18 protein-coding genes are annotated in these 18,884 nt (G+C 44.7%); 6 read left to right on the top strand and 12 right to left on the bottom strand.

The features are described 5' to 3' along the window. Positions 1-139 precede the first annotated feature (139 nt). The 5 genes from HRI96_RS01190 to HRI96_RS01170 all read right to left on the bottom strand — a co-directional run bounded on the left by HRI96_RS01190 (position 140) and on the right by HRI96_RS01170 (position 5,079). Positions 140-2,569: a helix-hairpin-helix domain-containing protein gene (locus tag HRI96_RS01190; protein ID WP_210117723.1), complete on the bottom strand. Its 2,430-nt coding sequence runs from the start codon at positions 2,567-2,569 to the stop codon at positions 140-142. Between the two features lie 161 nt (positions 2,570-2,730). Then, complete coding sequence (locus HRI96_RS01185; protein WP_210117722.1) at positions 2,731-3,423, bottom strand: GNA1162 family protein; 693 nt, start codon at positions 3,421-3,423, stop codon at positions 2,731-2,733. Next, positions 3,420-3,788, bottom strand: coding sequence for a DUF4810 domain-containing protein (locus HRI96_RS01180; RefSeq protein ID WP_210117721.1), 369 nt, complete (start codon positions 3,786-3,788; stop codon positions 3,420-3,422). Before HRI96_RS01180 ends, HRI96_RS01185 begins: the two co-directional genes overlap by 4 nt. Continuing rightward, a complete protein-coding gene (locus HRI96_RS01175) occupies positions 3,785-4,126 on the bottom strand; it encodes a hypothetical protein (protein WP_210117720.1) in 342 nt (113 codons plus the stop codon). The genes HRI96_RS01180 and HRI96_RS01175 overlap by 4 nt, the downstream gene beginning before the upstream one ends. Continuing rightward, the gene (locus HRI96_RS01170; RefSeq protein WP_210117719.1) at positions 4,123-5,079 is read right to left on the bottom strand and encodes a CsgG/HfaB family protein; all 957 of its coding nucleotides are present in this window, start codon (positions 5,077-5,079) and stop codon (positions 4,123-4,125) included. The genes HRI96_RS01175 and HRI96_RS01170 overlap by 4 nt, the downstream gene beginning before the upstream one ends. A 158-nt stretch (positions 5,080-5,237) precedes the next feature. Between HRI96_RS01170 and gnd the strand changes: the two genes are divergently transcribed. After that, positions 5,238-6,779, top strand: a complete 1,542-nt coding sequence (gnd, locus tag HRI96_RS01165) for a decarboxylating NADP(+)-dependent phosphogluconate dehydrogenase (RefSeq protein ID WP_210117718.1) — start codon at positions 5,238-5,240, stop codon at positions 6,777-6,779. Beyond that, the gene (locus tag HRI96_RS01160; protein WP_210117717.1) at positions 6,776-8,185 is read left to right on the top strand and encodes a gluconokinase; all 1,410 of its coding nucleotides are present in this window, start codon (positions 6,776-6,778) and stop codon (positions 8,183-8,185) included. Before gnd ends, HRI96_RS01160 begins: the two co-directional genes overlap by 4 nt. A gap of 261 nt (positions 8,186-8,446) precedes the next feature. Here HRI96_RS01160 and HRI96_RS01155 read toward each other — a convergent pair whose 3' ends face one another. From HRI96_RS01155 to HRI96_RS01130, 6 genes are all read right to left on the bottom strand, one after another. Further along, on the bottom strand, positions 8,447-10,003 hold the full coding sequence (locus tag HRI96_RS01155) for a phenylalanine--tRNA ligase subunit alpha (RefSeq protein WP_210117716.1): 1,557 nt from the start codon (positions 10,001-10,003) through the stop codon (positions 8,447-8,449). Between the two features lie 17 nt (positions 10,004-10,020). Then, entirely contained in the window at positions 10,021-10,416 is a 396-nt protein-coding gene (locus tag HRI96_RS01150; RefSeq protein ID WP_210117715.1) for a hypothetical protein, read from the bottom strand. A 129-nt stretch (positions 10,417-10,545) separates the two neighbouring features. After that, positions 10,546-11,268 (bottom strand): hypothetical protein, encoded by a 723-nt coding sequence (locus tag HRI96_RS01145; RefSeq protein ID WP_210117714.1) that lies wholly within the window; start codon positions 11,266-11,268, stop codon positions 10,546-10,548. Positions 11,269-11,450: 182 nt separating this feature from the next. Next, on the bottom strand, positions 11,451-13,043 hold the full coding sequence (locus HRI96_RS01140) for a DUF5312 family protein (RefSeq protein WP_210117713.1): 1,593 nt from the start codon (positions 13,041-13,043) through the stop codon (positions 11,451-11,453). 45 nt (positions 13,044-13,088) lie between these two features. Continuing rightward, positions 13,089-14,063 carry a tRNA dihydrouridine synthase DusB gene (gene dusB, locus HRI96_RS01135; RefSeq protein ID WP_210117712.1) on the bottom strand — a complete coding sequence of 325 codons (975 nt, stop codon included), beginning with the start codon at positions 14,061-14,063 and terminating at the stop codon, positions 13,089-13,091. Continuing rightward, positions 14,063-14,839 carry a TatD family hydrolase gene (locus HRI96_RS01130; protein ID WP_210117711.1) on the bottom strand — a complete coding sequence of 259 codons (777 nt, stop codon included), beginning with the start codon at positions 14,837-14,839 and terminating at the stop codon, positions 14,063-14,065. The genes dusB and HRI96_RS01130 overlap by 1 nt, the downstream gene beginning before the upstream one ends. Positions 14,840-15,047: 208 nt before the next feature. On the opposite strand from HRI96_RS01130, the gene HRI96_RS01125 reads away from it, so the two are divergent. The 4 genes from HRI96_RS01125 to ricT are packed head-to-tail and all read left to right on the top strand — an operon-like array spanning position 15,048 to position 17,972. Beyond that, positions 15,048-16,070 carry a M23 family metallopeptidase gene (locus tag HRI96_RS01125; protein ID WP_256729265.1) on the top strand — a complete coding sequence of 341 codons (1,023 nt, stop codon included), beginning with the start codon at positions 15,048-15,050 and terminating at the stop codon, positions 16,068-16,070. A 6-nt stretch (positions 16,071-16,076) separates the two neighbouring features. Then, positions 16,077-16,487 carry a bactofilin family protein gene (locus tag HRI96_RS01120; RefSeq protein WP_210117709.1) on the top strand — a complete coding sequence of 137 codons (411 nt, stop codon included), beginning with the start codon at positions 16,077-16,079 and terminating at the stop codon, positions 16,485-16,487. After that, positions 16,487-17,020: a YaaR family protein gene (locus HRI96_RS01115; RefSeq protein WP_210117708.1), complete on the top strand. Its 534-nt coding sequence runs from the start codon at positions 16,487-16,489 to the stop codon at positions 17,018-17,020. The genes HRI96_RS01120 and HRI96_RS01115 overlap by 1 nt, the downstream gene beginning before the upstream one ends. A 22-nt stretch (positions 17,021-17,042) precedes the next feature. Next, on the top strand, positions 17,043-17,972 hold the full coding sequence (gene ricT, locus HRI96_RS01110) for a regulatory iron-sulfur-containing complex subunit RicT (protein WP_210118582.1): 930 nt from the start codon (positions 17,043-17,045) through the stop codon (positions 17,970-17,972). Here the strand turns inward: ricT and HRI96_RS01105 are convergent. Next, positions 17,965-18,693 (bottom strand): class I SAM-dependent methyltransferase, encoded by a 729-nt coding sequence (locus HRI96_RS01105; protein ID WP_210117707.1) that lies wholly within the window; start codon positions 18,691-18,693, stop codon positions 17,965-17,967. The two genes, ricT and HRI96_RS01105, sit on opposite strands and share 8 nt — an antisense overlap. Between the last annotated feature and the right edge of the window lie 191 nt (positions 18,694-18,884).

Genomic DNA, 18,884 nt, shown 5'->3' with positions numbered 1-18,884 from the left:
TCAATTTTATTATGTATAAATATGAACGTATATGTACGTATTTGATTGAATTCGTTGTTCAACGGAGCGGCGCGCAAGATACACCGCGCGCAACACAAAGCCGGGGAAACAGAGCATTTTATACGCCCGCTCCGTAAACTCACCGTTTCAGCAAGGCTGCAAAGGGATTATATGTCGTGCCGTCGTCGTTTCCGCCGTAATTGCGGCCGTTTCCGCTTCGTATACGGTCGTTTGCGCCCTTTTGTGTTTTTTGCGTATAGCCGCCGGCAGGTTTTCTTCCTTCGCCGGTCTTTTTATGCTCGCCTTTTTCGGCCGGCGCCGATCCCGACCGCTTTATCACGACCGCCTTTTTTGAAGAATTGCCCGAATCCTGCTTGGAGGCGCTTCCTATACGGCTTACGGCGTCACTTTTTAAAGACAGGCTTATTCGGCGGCGCATGGTGTCCAAAGCTATGATTATAAACTCCTTTACATCTCCTACTTTTATAACGTCCATGGGATCTTTTACAAAGGTGTCGCTCAATTCGCTTATGTGTATGAGGCCCGTTTCATGTATGCCTATGTCCACAAAGGCTCCGAAGTCCACCACATTCTTTATCTTTCCGGTAACTTTCATTCCTTCTTTTAAATCCTCGAACGCTACGACGCCCTGCTGCATGATAGGCGCAGGATATCCGTCCCGCGGATCCCGATTTGGTTTTTTAAGCTCGTCGATTATGTCGTTTATTGTCGTGTTTCCCAAAGAATATTTTATCTTGAGCTGCCCGATAAAATCGTCGCTTATCTTTTCATTTTTTCTGATAAGCGGCAGCACTTCGCCTGCAACTTCATAGTTTTCAGGATGAACCCACGTATTGTCCAAAGGATTGGAGCTTTCCGGAATCTTTAAAAATCCCGCGCACTGTTCAAACGCCTTGGGGCCCAGTCCGCTTACCTTTTTTAAATCTTCGCGGCTGGTGATCTTTCCGTTGGAATCGCGGTAGGCGACTATTTTTTTTGCCAGCGCGGAATTAATGCCTGAAACATACTTTAACAATGAAGCGCTCGCCGTATTTAAGTTTACGCCCACTTGGTTTACCACGGAACCCACAACTTCATCGAGCGTTTCCGAAAGCCGCTTTTGATTTACATCGTGCTGGTAAAGCCCCACTCCTATGGCCTTGGGATCGATCTTTACAAGTTCCGCAAGCGGATCCTGTAATCGCCTACCCATGCTTATGGCTCCTCTTATAGTCAGATCAAGCTCGGGGAACTCTTCCCTGGCGATATCGCTCGCGCTGTACACGGATGCGCCCGATTCGTCCACTACAGTGTAGCGCACGTCGGGATAATTTTCGCTTATTACCTTGGACACTATCGCCTGAACTTCCTGGCTTCCGGTTCCGTTGCCCACAGCCACAACCTGAATATCGTATTTTTTTATCGCTTCTTTTACGGCATTGTAAGAGCCGTCCGGGTCGGCCGCCTGCTTTATAAGAAAATATCCCAAATATTTTCCCGTTTCGTCGAGGGCCGCGCATTTTGTTCCCGTCCTTATTCCCGGATCCACGCCTAAGACACGGCTTCCCTTTATAGGCTGCGTCATCAAAAGATTTTTAAGGTTTTCGCTGAAAATTCCTATGCCGTGCCCGTCCGCTTCGTCGGTTTCATCGCTTCTTATTTCACGGACTACAGCCGGAGACAAAAGGCGCACAAGACCGTCTTCGATCGCCTCATCATGATAGCGGTTGTTTATCTTTGTCTTTGATTTAAGCAGTTTAACCGCTTCATCCGAGTCGACGTCTATCGTAACCTCAAGCTGGCCTTCGCGTTCACCCCTGTTTATCGCAAGGATGCGGTGAGCCTTAATCTGATTAAGCGGTTCCGAATAATCCCAATACATTTGATAGGTGGAAGCCTTTGCCGCGCTTTCGGCGTCGGTTCCTTCAGGCACTATTCCCTTTGTAATAATCCTTCCGCTTTTTAAATAAAAAGCATGCACGGCCGCTCTGTTTTCGGTGTCCTGAGAAACGCGCTCGGCTATTATATCCTTTGCGCCTGAAAGAGCGTCTTCAGCCGTCAAAACCGAAAGTTCCGGATTTTCAGCGTTTTCTTTAACAAATTCTTTTGCCTTAAGTTCAAGTTCGGCGCCATCAAGTTCAAGCATAGCATCGGCTAAAGGATCCAAACCTTTTTCTATCGCAAGCATTCCGCGCGTTTTTTTCTTTTTTTTGAACGGCGCCCACAGATCTTCAAGTTCCGTAAGCGTTTTCGCTCCCATAGCCGCCGCATACAAAGATTCCGTAAGTTTTCCCTGAGAAAAAATTCCCTTTACAATCTCAAGCCGCCTTTCTTCAAGGTTTTTATATGTTTTAAATGAACGGTCGCAGTCTCTAACCTGAACTTCGTCAAGAGACCCGTGCTGTTCTTTTCTATAGCGCGAAATAAAAGGAATCGTACATCCTTCGTTTATAAGACCTATAACTGCGCCCACTTGCCGTACGGTTATGCTAAGCTCTTCGGCAATTTTTTTCATGATTTCAACTTCATTGACGGTCAAAGCGTCAATCGATTCTTGTGTAAATTCCATAGTGCGTCATTTTACGAAAAATTAAAAAGGCTGTAAAGACTATAGGTAAACTGAAAAAATCAAATAAGCTTCGGCAGCTCTCATCAAAAAAACAGGCCGTCCGACTTTCGGACGACCTGATCTTTTAAGAAAATACAAATAATTAAACGTTTATTGGAACGCTATTTAGTAGCAGAAATTCTTATTACTTCGCCCATAGCGCCTTCAGCCTTATCAAGAGTATGTTTTTCACTGTATTTACCTGCAGGCATATCGGAAAGAGCGCTGCTGTTGCATCTGCGTGCAACGGAAACATAATCCGTTGCTGCGGTTGAAATGGCATCAGTTGCTAAATTGGCAATAGCGCCTAATAGTCCGAATCCGCCGACTTTTGTCTGAGACCTTGTATCAACAACAATTGTCGCATCGCGATGATATACGGTTTCATTCGTCTTTGTCGATCTGAAGATATACTCAATTTCAACCGTTACGGAAGAACCGATCATTGATTTTTCCCATTTTTTAATAACAGTAAAAACCGCTACATCTGCGCCGAAAAGCTTGTTAAATTTGGAAAGATCTGCAGTTAAGAAATTTTCCGAATCATATGCGCTTTCTTTTTGAAGCGTTTCAAGTGCAAGATAAGGAGGAAGAACATAATAACCTGCTTCCGCTACAGGTACGTTCATTGTTGTGTAGAAATAATCCTTTGCATCTACATTTGTACTATTATTAATCGGGGGCATAATAATAAATACAAGAGGATCTTCTTCATACATTTTTCCAAAAGATGCTAACTTTGTAGAAGTCGCACAAGAAGCAAGCATTAAAAGTGACGTTACCGTCAATACGATAAAACTAAATTTTGCTTTCATTTTTTTCCAAGCCTCTTAATAATCTGTGATACAAACACTTCCGATTCCGGATATAACTCAACTTCTTTTTTGAGCATTTCCGTTCCTTCTTTAGTTTTACCCGATCTGATCAACAAATAACCGTAATCTGCATAAATTCCGGGTGGAACGGCGGCACGAGAAGCATTCTGCTTTGAAATAATCTTTTCATACGTTTCAATAAGAGTTTTTACGGATTTTTCATCAGCATTTTTTAAGTAATGATATGAATCTTCTTGATAATCATACCAATCATACAACGGCTTATTACTGGCGCAAGAAATACTAGTAATAACCAACAGGATAGGCAGCAGTAATACAGCCCTTCTGTAATAATTTTTTTTCATGGTACCTCCACTATTCTTATTTCCTGAGATGAAACGAATATATCCTTAACTAAAAGTTTTTCGCCTTTTGAATTTAATATTTCCAGACTATGTTTTCCAGGAAAGATAGCATAGGTTTTGTCATTTTTTGTTTTTCTCTGATTAATATCATTAACGCCGGCTTTTATAGTGACGGATTTGTCTATAACAACAGTCACAACCCCATGTTTGGTTGCGCTGACAAATTGAATAAAGGCCTCGTTAGGTCTGTCTGCCGAAAAGGATTGCGCGCTTCTGCAACCGGAAAAACCGATCAAAAAGCTGAATAAAGCTATTGCAAAGATACTGATTTTTTTCATTTGTCTTCTTCTCTTATTTCATATTGATTTAATTTGGAAGTATCGATTCTTACATTTTCAAGTTCTACAAATGAATATTCATTTGTCGCCGTAGAGCCTTGTGTTGAAAGAACTTTAACGGTCCCTATTTTTTTTCCGGGAAGTTCGATAAGCATACCTGTCTGGGGGTTCTTTACACTTTTGCCTTTTTCATAAACGGCATAAATATCGCCGGTCTTTATTCCCTGTGATTTTCCACCGGAAATAATCACTGCATTGTCGTCAGCTGAAAGAAAATATGACTTCCAAGGACGATCCATACAATTGTTGATTACGTTTTCTACCAGTTTGGAAATAGCCGCGCTGATTGCCTTATCGCTCAAAGTTGCATCAAAGCCCGCAGAAGCGCCGAAACCTAAAACGGTAGAAGCTTCCGTTTCCGCTTCGCCTTTCCCTTCTTCCGAATAAATTATTTCTCCGGTTGAAACATCTATAAGACGAAGACTTACTCCTGCTTCAACAATTTGCCTTTTTGTCCGTGAAAAAACATTTCTTTCACCTATATTCTTGCGTCCGTATTCCGTAATGGATCCGACGATAAGATAATCGGCTCCGATTTTTTGAAACTTGCTTTTATCTTCTTCAATGTTAATTTCGTTTAGAATTTTATCCATATCGGAGCGTTCAAGCAAAATAAATTTTCCCGAAGCTGCAAGTTTTGTAGAAAGAATATCTACAGCTTGTTTACCGAGAGGATCGTTTTCTTTATCATAAAAAGCGCCTTTTGCATATTCCGTTTCATTTGAAAAACGAGCGATAGCCACTTTTCGTTTTAAACCTTGATAACTTGTTGCCTGCCCCGCAGCTTTAGAATTTAAAGCGGATCTGTCCGCTTCTATATCCGGCTTTACAGAGGTACAACCGATTAAACATAAAATACAAAAAGATAGGAAAACAAAACAGACTTTTCTCATTTTCAGCTAATCCTCACGGTGAAATCTTAGTCGTTCATTTTCAGTCTGTCAATAGAAGATTTAACTTTGGCCTATATGGCGACGGCATGTAAAAATCCTCCGGCACGATAAAATATTCATTGCATAAGTAAATGTTTCATAATATTATTGGAATTACTATGATAGAAAATAAAAAAGCCTCTATAGGCGTCATCGGTCTTGCCGTCATGGGCGAAAATCTTGTCTTAAACATGGAAAGGAACGGCTTCACGGTTGCGGTTTTTAACAGAACCGTCTCAAGCGTAGATAATTTTGCGCAAGGCAGGGGAAAAAACAAAAACATCATTCCCGCCCACAGCCTTGAAGAATTCGTTGCTTCCATAGAACGTCCGCGCTGCGTAATGCTTATGATAAAAGCCGGATCCGCCGTAGACGGCATGATAAACGCTCTTGTTCCTCTCATGGACAAAGGCGACGTAATCATCGACGGTGGAAACTCGAATTTTATCGACACCGAACGGCGCACAAAGGAAGTTGAAAGCAAGGGGCTTTTGTACATAGGCACGGGAGTTTCAGGCGGAGAAGAAGGAGCTCTGAACGGGCCTTCCATCATGCCCGGAGGAAGCAAGGCCGCGTGGCCCATAGTAAAACCCGCTCTGCAGAGCATTTCGGCAAAAGTAAACGGTTCATTCCCCTGCTGCGATTGGATAGGGCCGGGCGGTGCCGGACATTTTGTAAAAATGGTGCATAACGGCATAGAATACGGGGACATGCAGCTTATCTGTGAAGTATACGACATAATGCGTAAACTGCTTAAAATGGACTGTAAAAACATTTCCGATGTTTTTACGGATTGGAATAAAGGCGTCCTCAGTTCTTACCTGATCGAAATAACCGGAAACCTGCTAAAATTCAAAGACAGCGACGGCGAGTATCTCGTAAATAAAATTCTCGACACCGCAGGGCAAAAAGGGACAGGCAAGTGGACGGTCATAAACGCTCTTGAAGCGGGCGTTCCTCTTACGCTCGTAACGGAATCGGTGTTCGCCAGATGCTTAAGCTCGGATAAAGAAAAAAGACAAGAATGTGAAAAGATTTTCTCTTCAAATATCGGGGCCGGCCGAACGGCTCCGGAAAAGGCATGTCCGATTTTTGCGGCACAGGAGGTCGCAAAGCAGGCGGCCGATAAAACGGCGGGCAGCGAAGGCTTTAATGCCGACGCGGTCAAAAAACTGCACGACGCGCTTTACGCCGCAAAAATAATATCCTACGCACAAGGGTTTGAACTCATGCAAAAAGCCGGCGCACAATACGATTGGCAGCTGGACTTAGGCAACATAGCCATGCTCTGGAGGGGAGGCTGCATAATCCGCTCCGTGTTTTTACAAAAGATAAAAGACGCTTATGAAAGAAAAGCGGATCTTAAAAACCTCGTCATGGATCCGTATTTCAGCGATATTTTAAACAAAGCCCACATGTCGTTAAGAGAAACGGTTTCTTCCGCAGCGATGAGCGGAATTCCCGTTCCGTCACTGTCGGCAGCTCTTTCTTGGTTCGACGGGATACGCTGCAACGACCTTCCCGCAAACCTGTTACAGGCGCAGCGGGATTACTTCGGCGCCCACACATATGAGCGCAAGGATAAAAAAAGAGGAGAATTCTTTCATACCGACTGGACGGGACACGGCGGCAACACTTCTTCCACGACGTACAATATATGAAGCTGCTTATCCTTGAATCAAGCACTACGTCCGCCAAGGCCATGCTTTTTGACAGCGAAACCATGCAGCAAAAGATCGTTTCAAGGCCGTACGGGTTTGCGCAAAATTCAAACGGCACTCATGACGGCGAAGAAGTCTTTTGCAAAACGGCGTCGTTGGCAAAAGAAATTTCAAGCGGCACAAGCGTAGATATGATCCTTCAAGGCACTACATGGCACAGCCTGATCGTCTGCGCTAAAGACGGCACCCCTATGTCGCTCGTTGAACTGTGGTCATATACAAAGGCTTCAGACTTGTGCGCAAAACTCAACGCCGTTCCGGGATTTGCAAAAAACTATTATAAAAACACCGGCTGCCTTGTAAATTCCTCTTATCCTTATTTTAAACTGATGAAAAAAAAGGAAGACGCAGCCTTGCCTAAAGACTGTCGCATAGGCGGACAGGGCGTTTACAACACGTTCAGGCTTACAGGCAAATGGGTTACGACGCTGAGCATGGCTTCGGGCTCGGGCCTCATAAACATAGACACGCGCTCTTACGACAAGGATCTGCTTTCTAAAATAAACGTAAGCGAATCTCAACTTCCCCGAATAGCGGACTATACCGAAACCTTTCCGCTCACAAAGGAAGGGGCCGCCCTGCTCGGTCAAAAAGAAGGAATTCCCGTAGTTCCGGCGTACCCTGACGGCGCCCTGAATCAGATAGGATCTGGAGCTCTCGAACAGGGAATCATGAGTTTTTCGGTAGGAACAAGCGCCGCAATCCGCATAACCGCTAAAAAGAAACTCCTCCCGGCGGAACCCAGCCTCTGGAGCTACTTTGTGCTTTCGTCCCACCTCTTGGGCGGCGCAACGTCGGGAGCGTGTAACTGCCAGGACTGGTTTAAGCAAAAGTTCTTTCCTGAAGGGACGACATATAAAGAAATAGAAAGCCGCCTGTCGCATACGCGTGACACGCCCGTTTTTCTGCCGTTTCTGTTCGGCGAGAGGTGCCCCGGCTGGAATGAAAAACGGACGGGAGGCTTTTTATGCGTGCGGCCGGAGCACAATGTGTTCGACCTTTATCAAGCGGTTTTAGAGGGAATACTGTTCAACGTTTATCAGTGCTATGAAATTCTCGTAAAAACTGCGGGCGAGCCGGACGTGATAAAACTTTCAGGCGGAATACTGCACTCCGATATTTGGACTCAAATGTGCGCCGACCTTTTCGGAAAAAAGATGTCCTTAGACATGTCCGATCAAAGTTCGGTCATGGGCTGTGCCGTCATCGGCATGCATCTGACGGGAAAACTCAATTCCCCGGCGGACTTTCGCCCGGCTATCGGCAAAACTGTAGAGCCGAATATGGAAGTCCACGAAGCGTATATTAAGAAATTCCAAAAATATCTTGAGCTTTATAAAAAGTAAATTCTTTAGGCCGGATCTAGGGTTTTGAGCATAACAGCTAATAATCCTATGTTTCCGGCAAAAATGCCGTTCAAACGGCGCGGCGCATTCGTCACGAACGCCGTTCGGTTTCGCCGCGCGCAGTCCGCGGCGGACGAGCTTTATCTGTAAGCATAACGCTGCCGAAATCTCACCGCACGCAGTTCGCTGCAGTCACTGCGCTCGCCTCACACAGTTCACTGCGCTCACTGAGAACTGTGATTTAAGCGGAATTTTAACCGATTAAAATTTGGCCTTACGCAGCCGGACTCTCTCGATATCTTCGCAAAAAAGCTCTCTGAGGTCGTTAAGGCCCAAGGCCATAAGAGCCATGCGGTCGATTCCTATTCCCCACGCAAGAACGGGAACGTTAACTCCCATAGACTTTGTAACCTCCGGCCTGAAAATCCCCGAACCGCCGAGTTCGAACCAGCCCAAGACGGGATGTTTTATGTGCACTTCCACCGACGGTTCCGTAAACGGAAAATAACCGGGAACGTATTTTACTTCCGTAGCGCCTGCGATCTCTTTGGCAAATATTTCAAGAAATCCCAAAAGCGTCTTTAAATTTACCTGCTCGCCTAAAACTATTCCTTCCGTCTGATAAAAATCGCTTAAATGAGTGGCGTCAACCTTGTCGTAGCGGAAACAGCGCACGATACCGAAATATCTGCCGGGAATTTCAGCCTTGTGCAGCTGGTGAGCCGATAAGACGGTTCCCTGACTGCGCAGTATGAGGCGCTTTGTAAACTCACGGTCAAATTCGTAATTCCAGCCCCGGCTCCCCGTGTTTCCGCCGTTTTTATGGACGTTTGCAACGTTTGTCAAATACGGCTCTTCTATGGATTTTGCATGCGTAGGAACTTTAAGGCGGTATACGTCGTGTATGTCGCGGGCTGCGTGAAACTGAGGCATAAAAAGAGCGTCTCCGTTCCAGAATTCCGTCTCTACAAGAGGCCCGTCGAATTCCTGAAACCCTAAAGAAGCAAGCTTGTCTTTTACCGACTCAAGAAAGGAAACATAAGGATTTACTCTGCCCGGAACTACGCGCGCCGGAGGAATCGAAATGTTGTACCCGCGGAACGAAGCGTTTTTCCATTCCCCGCTTTCAAGCATTTTGGGAGTAAGCTCCCCGATCTCATTGCCGGTAATGCCGGAACTTTTGAGAGCGGCGGCGACTTCTTTATAATTGCCCGAAAGTCTGTAAACCACAGTCTCGCGTTCGATTATCTTAAACGGGCTGTCCGCCGCTCCGCGTTTTTTAGCAAGGTCTTGAACGGCTTTCTTTTCTTCTTCGGAAAGTTCCGCAAGATCAAGACAGCCTGTTTTTGCGTTTTCGGCCTTTTTAAAAAGCCCTGAAATCGTTTCAAAACGCTCGGGAAGTTCTTTTCCCGTGTATACGGCTTTTTTTTCTTCGTTCATTTTAAGGACGCCTTCTTTTGAAAGCTGCCCGAAGGCGCTGCCCACGTCCTTGTTTTCTATCTTTAACGCCGAAGAAATTTCGGGCAAAGACTTGTCGCCGTTAGCTTTTAAAAAAGAAACAACCCTTTGTTCTACGGTTCCTTCTTTGGCAAAAGTGCGCCCGAGATCCGTTATCTCATAGTAAGTATGAGGAATTTTTTTTGTTACTTCTACAAGACCCTTGCCGCCGAGCCAAGAAAAAGCTTGATTGGCATGCCCTTCTTTGTAAGAAAGCTCGCTCTTTAATTTGTCGGCCGTCAGATCGTCTTTATCCGAATACGCCAAAAGAACCTTTATTTCAAGCGGGTGCAGATTTTTTATTATTGTAGCTATATCCATTTTTCGATTAAAAAGCCTTACCGGTTGAATTTTACGTATGACGAATATTGGGCCATCTTCATCTTTGTGCGCGGATCGGTATAGTAGCGCGTTCTATCCTTTGCCAAATACGTATAGCTGTAATATTGGTTTTCAACCTGAAAATCTTTAAGACAGGCAAGAAGAGAAACCATGGCGCTGCCCTGATCGTACTGCACGTCCAAGCAGGAATAATAGATCCTTACCTCGTCCGCCATGCGTATGTATTCTATCCGTACTGAAGCGGACCTTACGTCCGAATGGATGTTTTTGGGCGTAATCACTTCTATGGTAGTATCTGCGGCTTTCGTTTCAGGAACGTCGTTCTGTTCTTGCGCAAAAGATGCGCATAACACAAATAAAAAAGATACCAATATTACGGCTGCTTTTTTCATATAAACTCCTGTCTAGTTATAAATGCAAGGAAAATCCTAGGGCACGCGCGCGATCTTGGGATCCAAGATCCTCGGACCCTAGCGCACAGCTTGTTTTTCCAATAAACCGGAATTTCAGGCAAGGTTTTGCTAAAACCGGCTGTATGGAATTATTCTAATAGTTTCTACAAAAAAATCAAGGTCAACCACATATTGCCCCGACCCCGTAGTGATGCGGGGCTGCCTTTGTATGAGAACCCTGCCGCGGATTTCTTTAGGCTTGTTTTTTACCTTAGTCCTAAAATATTCCCTTACGGCGTTTTTAAGCGCGTTATCGCAGGCTTCGCCGATACCGTCAAATCCGTTTTTCAAAGGAGCCCTGCCGCTGCCGTGCATTTTATCGTGTTCCGCCGCTTCCCAGTAGCGAAGATACGAAAGCATTTCCTGCGTTCTGTTAAATTCCACCCAAACTCTCAATTTTCCGTCGTAAATTTCAGGATACTTGTAAACTATTCGCCCGCCTGTATCCAAAGGTTTTATAACGTTTTTTTCAAAATATTCCCGAACGCCCCGCAATTTATCGGAAGGCACGTACACAAAATCCCAGCCGTAAACCATTCCTTCAAGCAAATACGGCGCAAGCTCTTTTATTCTTTTTATAGGATACAGAAAAGAATCTTCAAGCGAATATTTTTCATTTTCATCGGTATAATTTTCAGGATAAGCGTCGAGCTCCGCCCAAAGATGCAGTTGTATGGATCTGTCCTGGCTTATTTCCTGTGAAAAAAGCGGCCGCGGCGCCTGCCGTAAACACACACAAAAAACAAAGCACAAAAGCGGCAAGACCTTAAAGCGGCGGCGCTTTTCGATCATTCTGCAATTAAAGCTGAAACGGGGGTTAAGGCGGCCGCTTAACCGGCAATAACCGGCCTTTAGCCCGCAACCGCGGCGGCCGTAATTTTCGCTGCGGCAAATGAATTTAATGTGACGGCAAAACTCCAAACGGCGGAACCGGCCGGAACAAAAACAAAAAAACTTTTTTAACAAAACTTTCATCATACCGCCGGATTAGCGCTTTTTACATTGATTATGGTATAATTTTTCATCACGTCAAAGAATATTTTCCATGACGGATACTGTCTTTCAAGCAGATCGGAATTATCTCTGTTCCGAGACGACAGGAGCAGAACTTTAAGATTGTCGATTATTTCGCTTTTGGCCTTTTTAGCGTCGATCAAAAGATCCCCTATTTCCGAAGACAGGGCGAACAGCGAACTCACCTCATGCGTCATAATTCCCTTAGCTTCATCGTTTATCCGCCCTATCAGCGACGCAAGCTGTTTTGAAAAATCCGCATTTTTATAGCTGTCCTGTACGAATCCCCTGATCTTTGACGTAGCGTATTCTCCGTTAGTCTCGAATTTCGCTTCAAAGGCCTTTATTCTTTCAAGACTGTCCGAGCATGTATAAACCGTAGACGAAAACTGCGTTTTGTAGTTGGGATTGTTAAAAAATCCTTCTATAACTATGCCGTTTAAAAGAGACTTTATGGAATCGCTTAAATAGATCGTAAGAAAGGTCTTTACTATTTCTAACGGCCTTATCCATTGGAGCGAAAGAGCGGAATTGTCCTGGATATAGGAATTCAATTCGCCGTTGTAACCTTCAAGGCGCTCGATCGGATGATTGGCAAAAAGGGAATTAAGCTCGCTGTTAGTTGTTTCGTCTTTTATTTCCTGTTTTATGCGTCTTTCGTCCGCATCGAAATATTCCTGCAGATGAGTGGAAAATTTTTGCCGCGCGGAATTTTTATAAGAAGCCAGGGCGGGGGTTACGGAAGGATTTTCCTGAGCTACGGCTATCAGAGTCTTTAAAGCCTGAGCCGTAACTATGTGATTTAAAATATAGCGGATAGTTTTAAGATGCGTCAAAACGCCGTTTTTTACATCGTCTGACAGCATATCGCCTTCTTTTATTCTGACAAGCGCAAAGATAGCATTTACGGTGGATTGAGTTATCTTAAGGTTTCCGCTTAAAAAAAACAGATCCTGCAGGGGCCTGTCCATCATTTTGGGTTCCGCAGGCAAAAATCCCGTCTCATAATTAGGATCAAGCCCCGTAAAATTCCTGTCGAATACTTTCAATATTGAAATAAAGTTAAAGTGGCAAAAATCCGCAAGCTGCATGAGATCGGCTAAAACCACATCCATTTTTAAAAAATCCTGCGTATTCAGCTTTGAAAGCAATTTGTTAACGGTTCGGCGCTGAGCGTCAAATATTTTAGAAGCGGATGCGTCGTTTTCTTTTACTTCTTTTTTACGGTTTTCATAGGACAAAGATTCCAGTTCCGCTTGCTCGTCGGCGGAAAATCCGCTTATGACCAGTTTGTCCATAAAATTTTCGTTGCGTCTTACGTCTTCGCTGTTTATGGTTACGGCAAACAGATCGTCCAGCGGCTTTGCATGAACATACAACTGCCTTACGGCTTCTGCAAAATTAGGCTGTAAGAGTCCGCCCTTGTAAATGACCGGCTGAAGAGCGCACAACTCGCTTTCCAGCTTCTTAATCTGGCGCCGCTTTTGCGCTTCGGGAGAAGGACTTGAAAAAACAGCTTCAAATAATTCTTTAATAAGTTTAAAGATTCCCATACTGTATGGTATACGCCTTTTTCATTTAAAGTCAAAGCCCTCTCGTTAAAGCCTGAAAATATTTTTATAATCCTGTTCCCTAGATGCGCTGACGATTCGCCGTCGAAGCTCGGCGCCGCCTGCCGCACCCTTTGAATAAGCGCAAAAACGTTTTCTCATTTCGCGGCAGGCGGCGTCCTCTCCTTTATCGCTTATCAATAAACTCAATTCTTTAAAACCCGCTTCGATTCTTTCTTCAAAGCCGATCTCTTCATAAAAATTCTCCCGGAGCAGCTGCCTTGTCTGCCTGAAGATAAACGGGTGCCCCATCGCTCCCCTTGCAAACATCACGGCGTCGCATCCGGTCGTCTCCAGCATGGCCTTGGCGTCTTCCGGCAAAAAAACATCCCCCGAGCCGAACACGGGAATCTTTCCCCCGATAAATTCCACCAAGGAGCGCAAAATATTCCAATCGGATTTGCCTTCGTATCCTTGCGCTCTTGTTCGCGCATGAAGCGTTACGGCCGACGCCCCCGCATCGATTACAGCCTGTGCGGATTCTTTCCAAGTGATATGATCCGCGTCCCATCCGGAACGGATTTTTACTGTAACGGGAACTTTTTTGTCTACGGCTTTTACCACTGCGCTCACGAGAGCAAAAAGCTTTTCGGGATCCCTTATGAGCGCAGAACCGGCTCCGGTTTTTATTATCTTAGGTACGGGACAGCCTGCGTTTATATCTATGCAATCGGCGCCCGTTTTTTCAAGCACTAAGCGAGCGGCCAAAGCCATCGTCGCGGGGTTTGAGCCGAAAAGCTGCACGGCATAGGCTTTTTCGTTCGGAGCTTTGCGCATAAGAATTTCCGTCTTAGAAGAACCCCGCGTCAACGCTTCGGATGAAACCATTTCCGTGTAAGTAAAATCCGCACCCCCATCCACACAGACACAACGGAATGCCCTGTCGCTGTATCCGGCCACGGGGGCTAAAAACAAATTTCCCGGAAGCGTCAGAGAACCTATCTTTACAGGATGATAAAGCATTACTCAGGCAAACGGAAAATCTTGCAGCTGTTTTTCCACAGCTGGGCGCTCAATTCTTCCAAGTCCATTTCCAGCATTTCCGCAAGGAACCGCGCTGTGGACGGAAGATATTCGGGCATGCTTCGTTTTTTTTCTCTGTATTGGGCGGGCACCATAAAGGGGCTTTCCGTTTCCAACAGGATCCTGTCAAGAGGAATATTTAAAACCGTCTCGTGCAAATTACGCGCGTTTCGGTACGTAAGGTTCCCTGCAAACGAAAAATAGACGTTCATGTCAAGACATTGCTTTGCATACTCGGCGTTTTCCGAATAGCAGTGAAGGATCGCGCCGGCGTCGGGTATGCGCTCGGAAAGGACGGCAAACACGTCTTTGCCCGCATCGCGGTTATGAATGATCACGGGCATATTGTGTTTTTGCGCCAATTCAAGCTGAGTGATAAACAGTTCTATCTGAGAGCGCTTGTCTCCGAACTGTTTAAAATAATCGAGCCCCGTTTCGCCTACGGCGACGACATTCGGCAATTTTAGAGAGTCCTCAAGCTTACGGACCCAATCGTTGCCGGGATTCGTCACTTCGGACGGAGCTACTCCTACCGCATGATAGATTCCCGAAACGGATTTAAGACTGTTGTATACTGTATCAAAATCGTGAAGACTGTTATTTATGCTTACTATTCTGGTAACCCCGGCGTTTTTTGCCTTCTGAATCACGCGGAGCTGTTCAATGGGATCATCATAAATCAACCCTATATGGGCATGTGTATCAAAAAACTGCATGGCTTTTCTTCCGGAAATATTGAATTAGAAGGCGAATTGCCTCTGGAGCCATAAAAGCAAATCCGCAGATTTATATACTTTTATCCTGTACTCCTGCCGATAAAGATAACACAGGTTCCCTATACTGTCAAATATTTGCCTTTGACAAGGCGATTATTTCTATGTATACTCTATGCTAGATAATTCCGTATTTTTTTGGAGAAGAATTTTGCCGAAATCACGCAAATTCAGAACGCACGAAAAAAGATTTTCCCTGTCGTTTTTTTCCATCGTAGGAAGAGGAATAAAGGCGATAGGTAACTTTTTTGTTTCCGTCTTTCACATATTCGATAATAAACTGACCGTTATGATCGTTCCTCATTCTCAGGGAAAGGTTATTAATTTTCAAACCAATGTTTTTGCCGTTATTTTGGGGCTTACCGTAGTGACGGGAATCGTTTTGTCGTTTTTTTACTTTAATAAACAAGCTGCAGCCACAAACAGCGAAATCTCAAGGCTTATGAACGAAAATCGGCAAACGATCGCCAGCCTTGACGAACTCAGAGATGAAAACAACAACCTGCTCCAAACGGCCAAACGTTTTCAGGAATCTCTTTCGCAATCTCTTTCGATTTTAGGAATGGATCAGTCCGATCCCGTTTCAAAAGCCGCCGTAAAGGACGGCGACCTGTCTTCGCTCTTCGATTCGCAGGGCGCTGCGTCGGGAAGTTTGAGGGAAGCGTCCGATATACGCCAGCTGACGACATATCTTGACAACGCCGTTCAGCCGCTGGAACAGATCGGAAAGATGCTGGAAAGTCAGAATTCACTGTTTACGGATATTCCGAGCATTTGGCCGGTGCAGGCAAAAAACGCCCACATTTCAATGGCGTTCGGGCCGGCGATACATCCTATAACAGGGCAGTGGTATATACACAAGGGAATAGACTTTTCCACATGGCGGTCGGGGGATCCGATTATCGCTCCCGCAAACGGACAGGTTGTGACGGTAGGTTACAATTCGAGCCTCGGCAATTATGTGATCATCAAGCACAAATACAGCATTTATACGCGCTACGCCCACATGTCCACGATTCGCGTGCGTAAAGGGCAGATGGTTTCTCAAAAAGACGTCATAGGACTGATAGGCAATACCGGCGTAACCACGGGACCGCACCTTCACTACGAAGTACACATCGGTTCCGACGTAGTTGATCCTATGAAACACATAAACGTAAAACTTTCAAACTAAAATATTATGAATTTACACGCCGACGACATTTCCATAAATACTTTTATAGGCCCGGGATCCGTGATATCCGGCGATATAAGAGGAAACGGATTTATGCGTGTGGACGGCGATATAGACGGCAATCTTGAAACAAACGGCAGCATAATCATAAGCGAAAAAGCCCGTATACGAGGCAACGTAACTTCAAAAACGGCGATAATAGGCGGCATAGTTGTCGGCGACGTTTGCGCAAGCGAAAGCGTACGGCTTTTGACGTCTTCGGCCGTCATAGGCGACATAGTGACGCGGCGCATACAAATCGAAGACAAGGTAATATTTCAGGGACACTGTATAGCCGTTGACGACGAACCGTCGTTTAACGAAAAAACGGAAAGATTCTTAGATGAAAAAGCCGTCAGGAGTAAGGTCATACATTAATGAACCCGATAGAGTCCGTAAATAATCCTTCTCTGTATTTTAACGCGGCGCAGCAGGCGGCGGCGGAAGCGAAGCGCAAAGAAAAAACGGCTTCGACGGCAAGACCCGCCTTTGCAAAAATTCTGTCACAGAACACGGATGAAAAGAAATTTAATTTAGAAGCCGAAGGACTGCCGCCTGAAATAGCGGGGCTTTCGCAGGAAGAAGCGGTCGTCTTTTTAAAGGATGCAGTAGATTCGGCGGGAGATGAGTTTGCCGAAAGAATGACGGCGGATTCATTTTCAAAATACAGAACCGCGATAAAGCAGTTTATGAATTTTATCGTAAAGCAAAATTTTGATGTGATAAAACACCCGCGAGCCGGATTTAATCGCAAGGGTAAAAAACGCGATCCCGCCGTGCAGGTACAGCTGATAAACCGAAAACTTGACACGCTTGCTTCCGACCTATTATATAATCATATGGATAAGCTTAAAATTTTGGCAAAAATAGGCGAAATTAACGGACTGCTTGTAGACATGTGGGCAGTATAAACTTAACACAGTGAGTAAAATAATGAGTGATATTTTTGAAAGCGATATAGATAAAGAATCTCTTGACATAAACACCCTGGAAGATCCTTCCGAATCTTATGCACCGGTTCAGGAAAATGAAAATTTTGTTTATCCCCAACCCTTGTACAAACTGAAGCTTGAATATTCATGCGAAGGCGTTTATGCGATGACTAAAGATCTTCCTCAGCTTAAAGAGGGAGACTTTGTCATAATTCCCACCCGTTACGGCAAAGACATGGCATGCGTTATGGGACAGGTTTTTGTGCCCATGGGAATAAAACCTTCGGATATTGTAGCTATAGACCGCGTTGCGACGGTAGAAGACCTGGAACATGTAAAAGTTTTAAAACAAAAAGAAAGCGAAGCCCGCACGATATTTAAAGACAGAGTAAAAGCTCATAACTTGAGCATGAAACTTATATCGACGCATTTTTTAGCGGACGAACAAAAGGCTCTGTTCTTTTTCAGCTCGGACAACAGAGTAGACTTCCGCGAACTGGTAAAGGATTTGGGCTCGATCTTTAAAATGAGAATAGAGCTTAGACAAGTCGGCGTGCGTGACGAATCAAGGATAACGGGGGGCTTGGGCGTATGCGGCAGACCCTATTGCTGCCATGCCATATCGGATAAATTGCGCCCCGTTTCAATCCGCATGGCAAAAGACCAAAATCTGTCTCTAAATTCGGTAAAGATATCGGGTTTGTGCGGAAGACTTTTGTGCTGCCTGTCTTATGAGTACAATTGGTACGCTGAAGCCAGAAAAAAACTGCCGTCCGAGGGCGTGACAGTACACTATGACGGAACAAAATTTAAAATCATAGAAATCAATTTTATTTCATCGATGATAAAAATGAGCGGCGAAGACGGCCGAATAATCGAAATAAACGCAAACAGGTTCAGCCGCGAAAACAATTACTGGAAGATTAACTGAGAACGGCGATCAGATTCAAAGATTCCGAATCGAATTCCTTTCTGTCATAATCGCCGTAGAATGTAAAATCGCTGAATCCCGCATCCTTTCCGAATTCTATTATTTCAGCTTTTTTTAAAGGATATATCTTTACGTTTTCAAAGACGGAACACATGCGGCCGTTGCCGGTTTCTATTTCTTGCGAAAAAGATTTCGAACCGTCGGCTTGAGTAGTTATTTTTGTTTTAAGTTTCACCCTGATATTGCTTATCTCAGGCAGCTGTTCTACGGTTTCTTTAAAATGATCGAAATTGATCATTTTGATAATAAATTTTCCGTCCTTCGAAAGGAGCCCTTTTACATCGAAAAAAAATTTCCGCAAAAGAACGGCGTCGCTTATCATCTCTATCCTGTCGTCAAGGCATGAAATCACGTTGTAAAACGACTTTCCCAAAAAGCGGCTCATCTCAAGCGTAGTCATCTGAAAAAAACGTATGGACATTAAAGGCGTTCTCCTTTGCCGATTGGCGCAATCCGCCAGTTCCTTAAACGGCTCGATGCCGGTAACGTCCTCCCCTTCCCTTGCAAGATAATTTTCAAAAATGCCCGTACCGCACCCGATTCTTAAATATTTTACAGGTTTTTTTAAATTTTCCGTTTCTTCAGCATAAAATTTTTTTTGACTTTCCGTTACGGGAAATAATTCATCGTAATATTCAACAATGTTTTCAATCCTCGCCATTCTGATTTAATTATACGTTATAAAAGTGAATTTGCAATTAAATTCAGGTTTGCGCTGCGGAGACGGGAAAGCGCGGAGTGAAATGCGGCAGAAATACATGAGCCCGAAAAAAAAGACGGAACGCGAGGCGGCTGCAACTGCCGCAGAGCCGCGGCTGACCGTAATAGGTATCGGTCTGCGCGTGTTCGATA

The organism is Treponema parvum (assembly GCF_017893945.1).
GTDB lineage: Bacteria > Spirochaetota > Spirochaetia > Treponematales > Treponemataceae > Treponema_D > Treponema_D parvum_A.
This window is presented reverse-complemented; position numbering and strand designations above follow the sequence as displayed.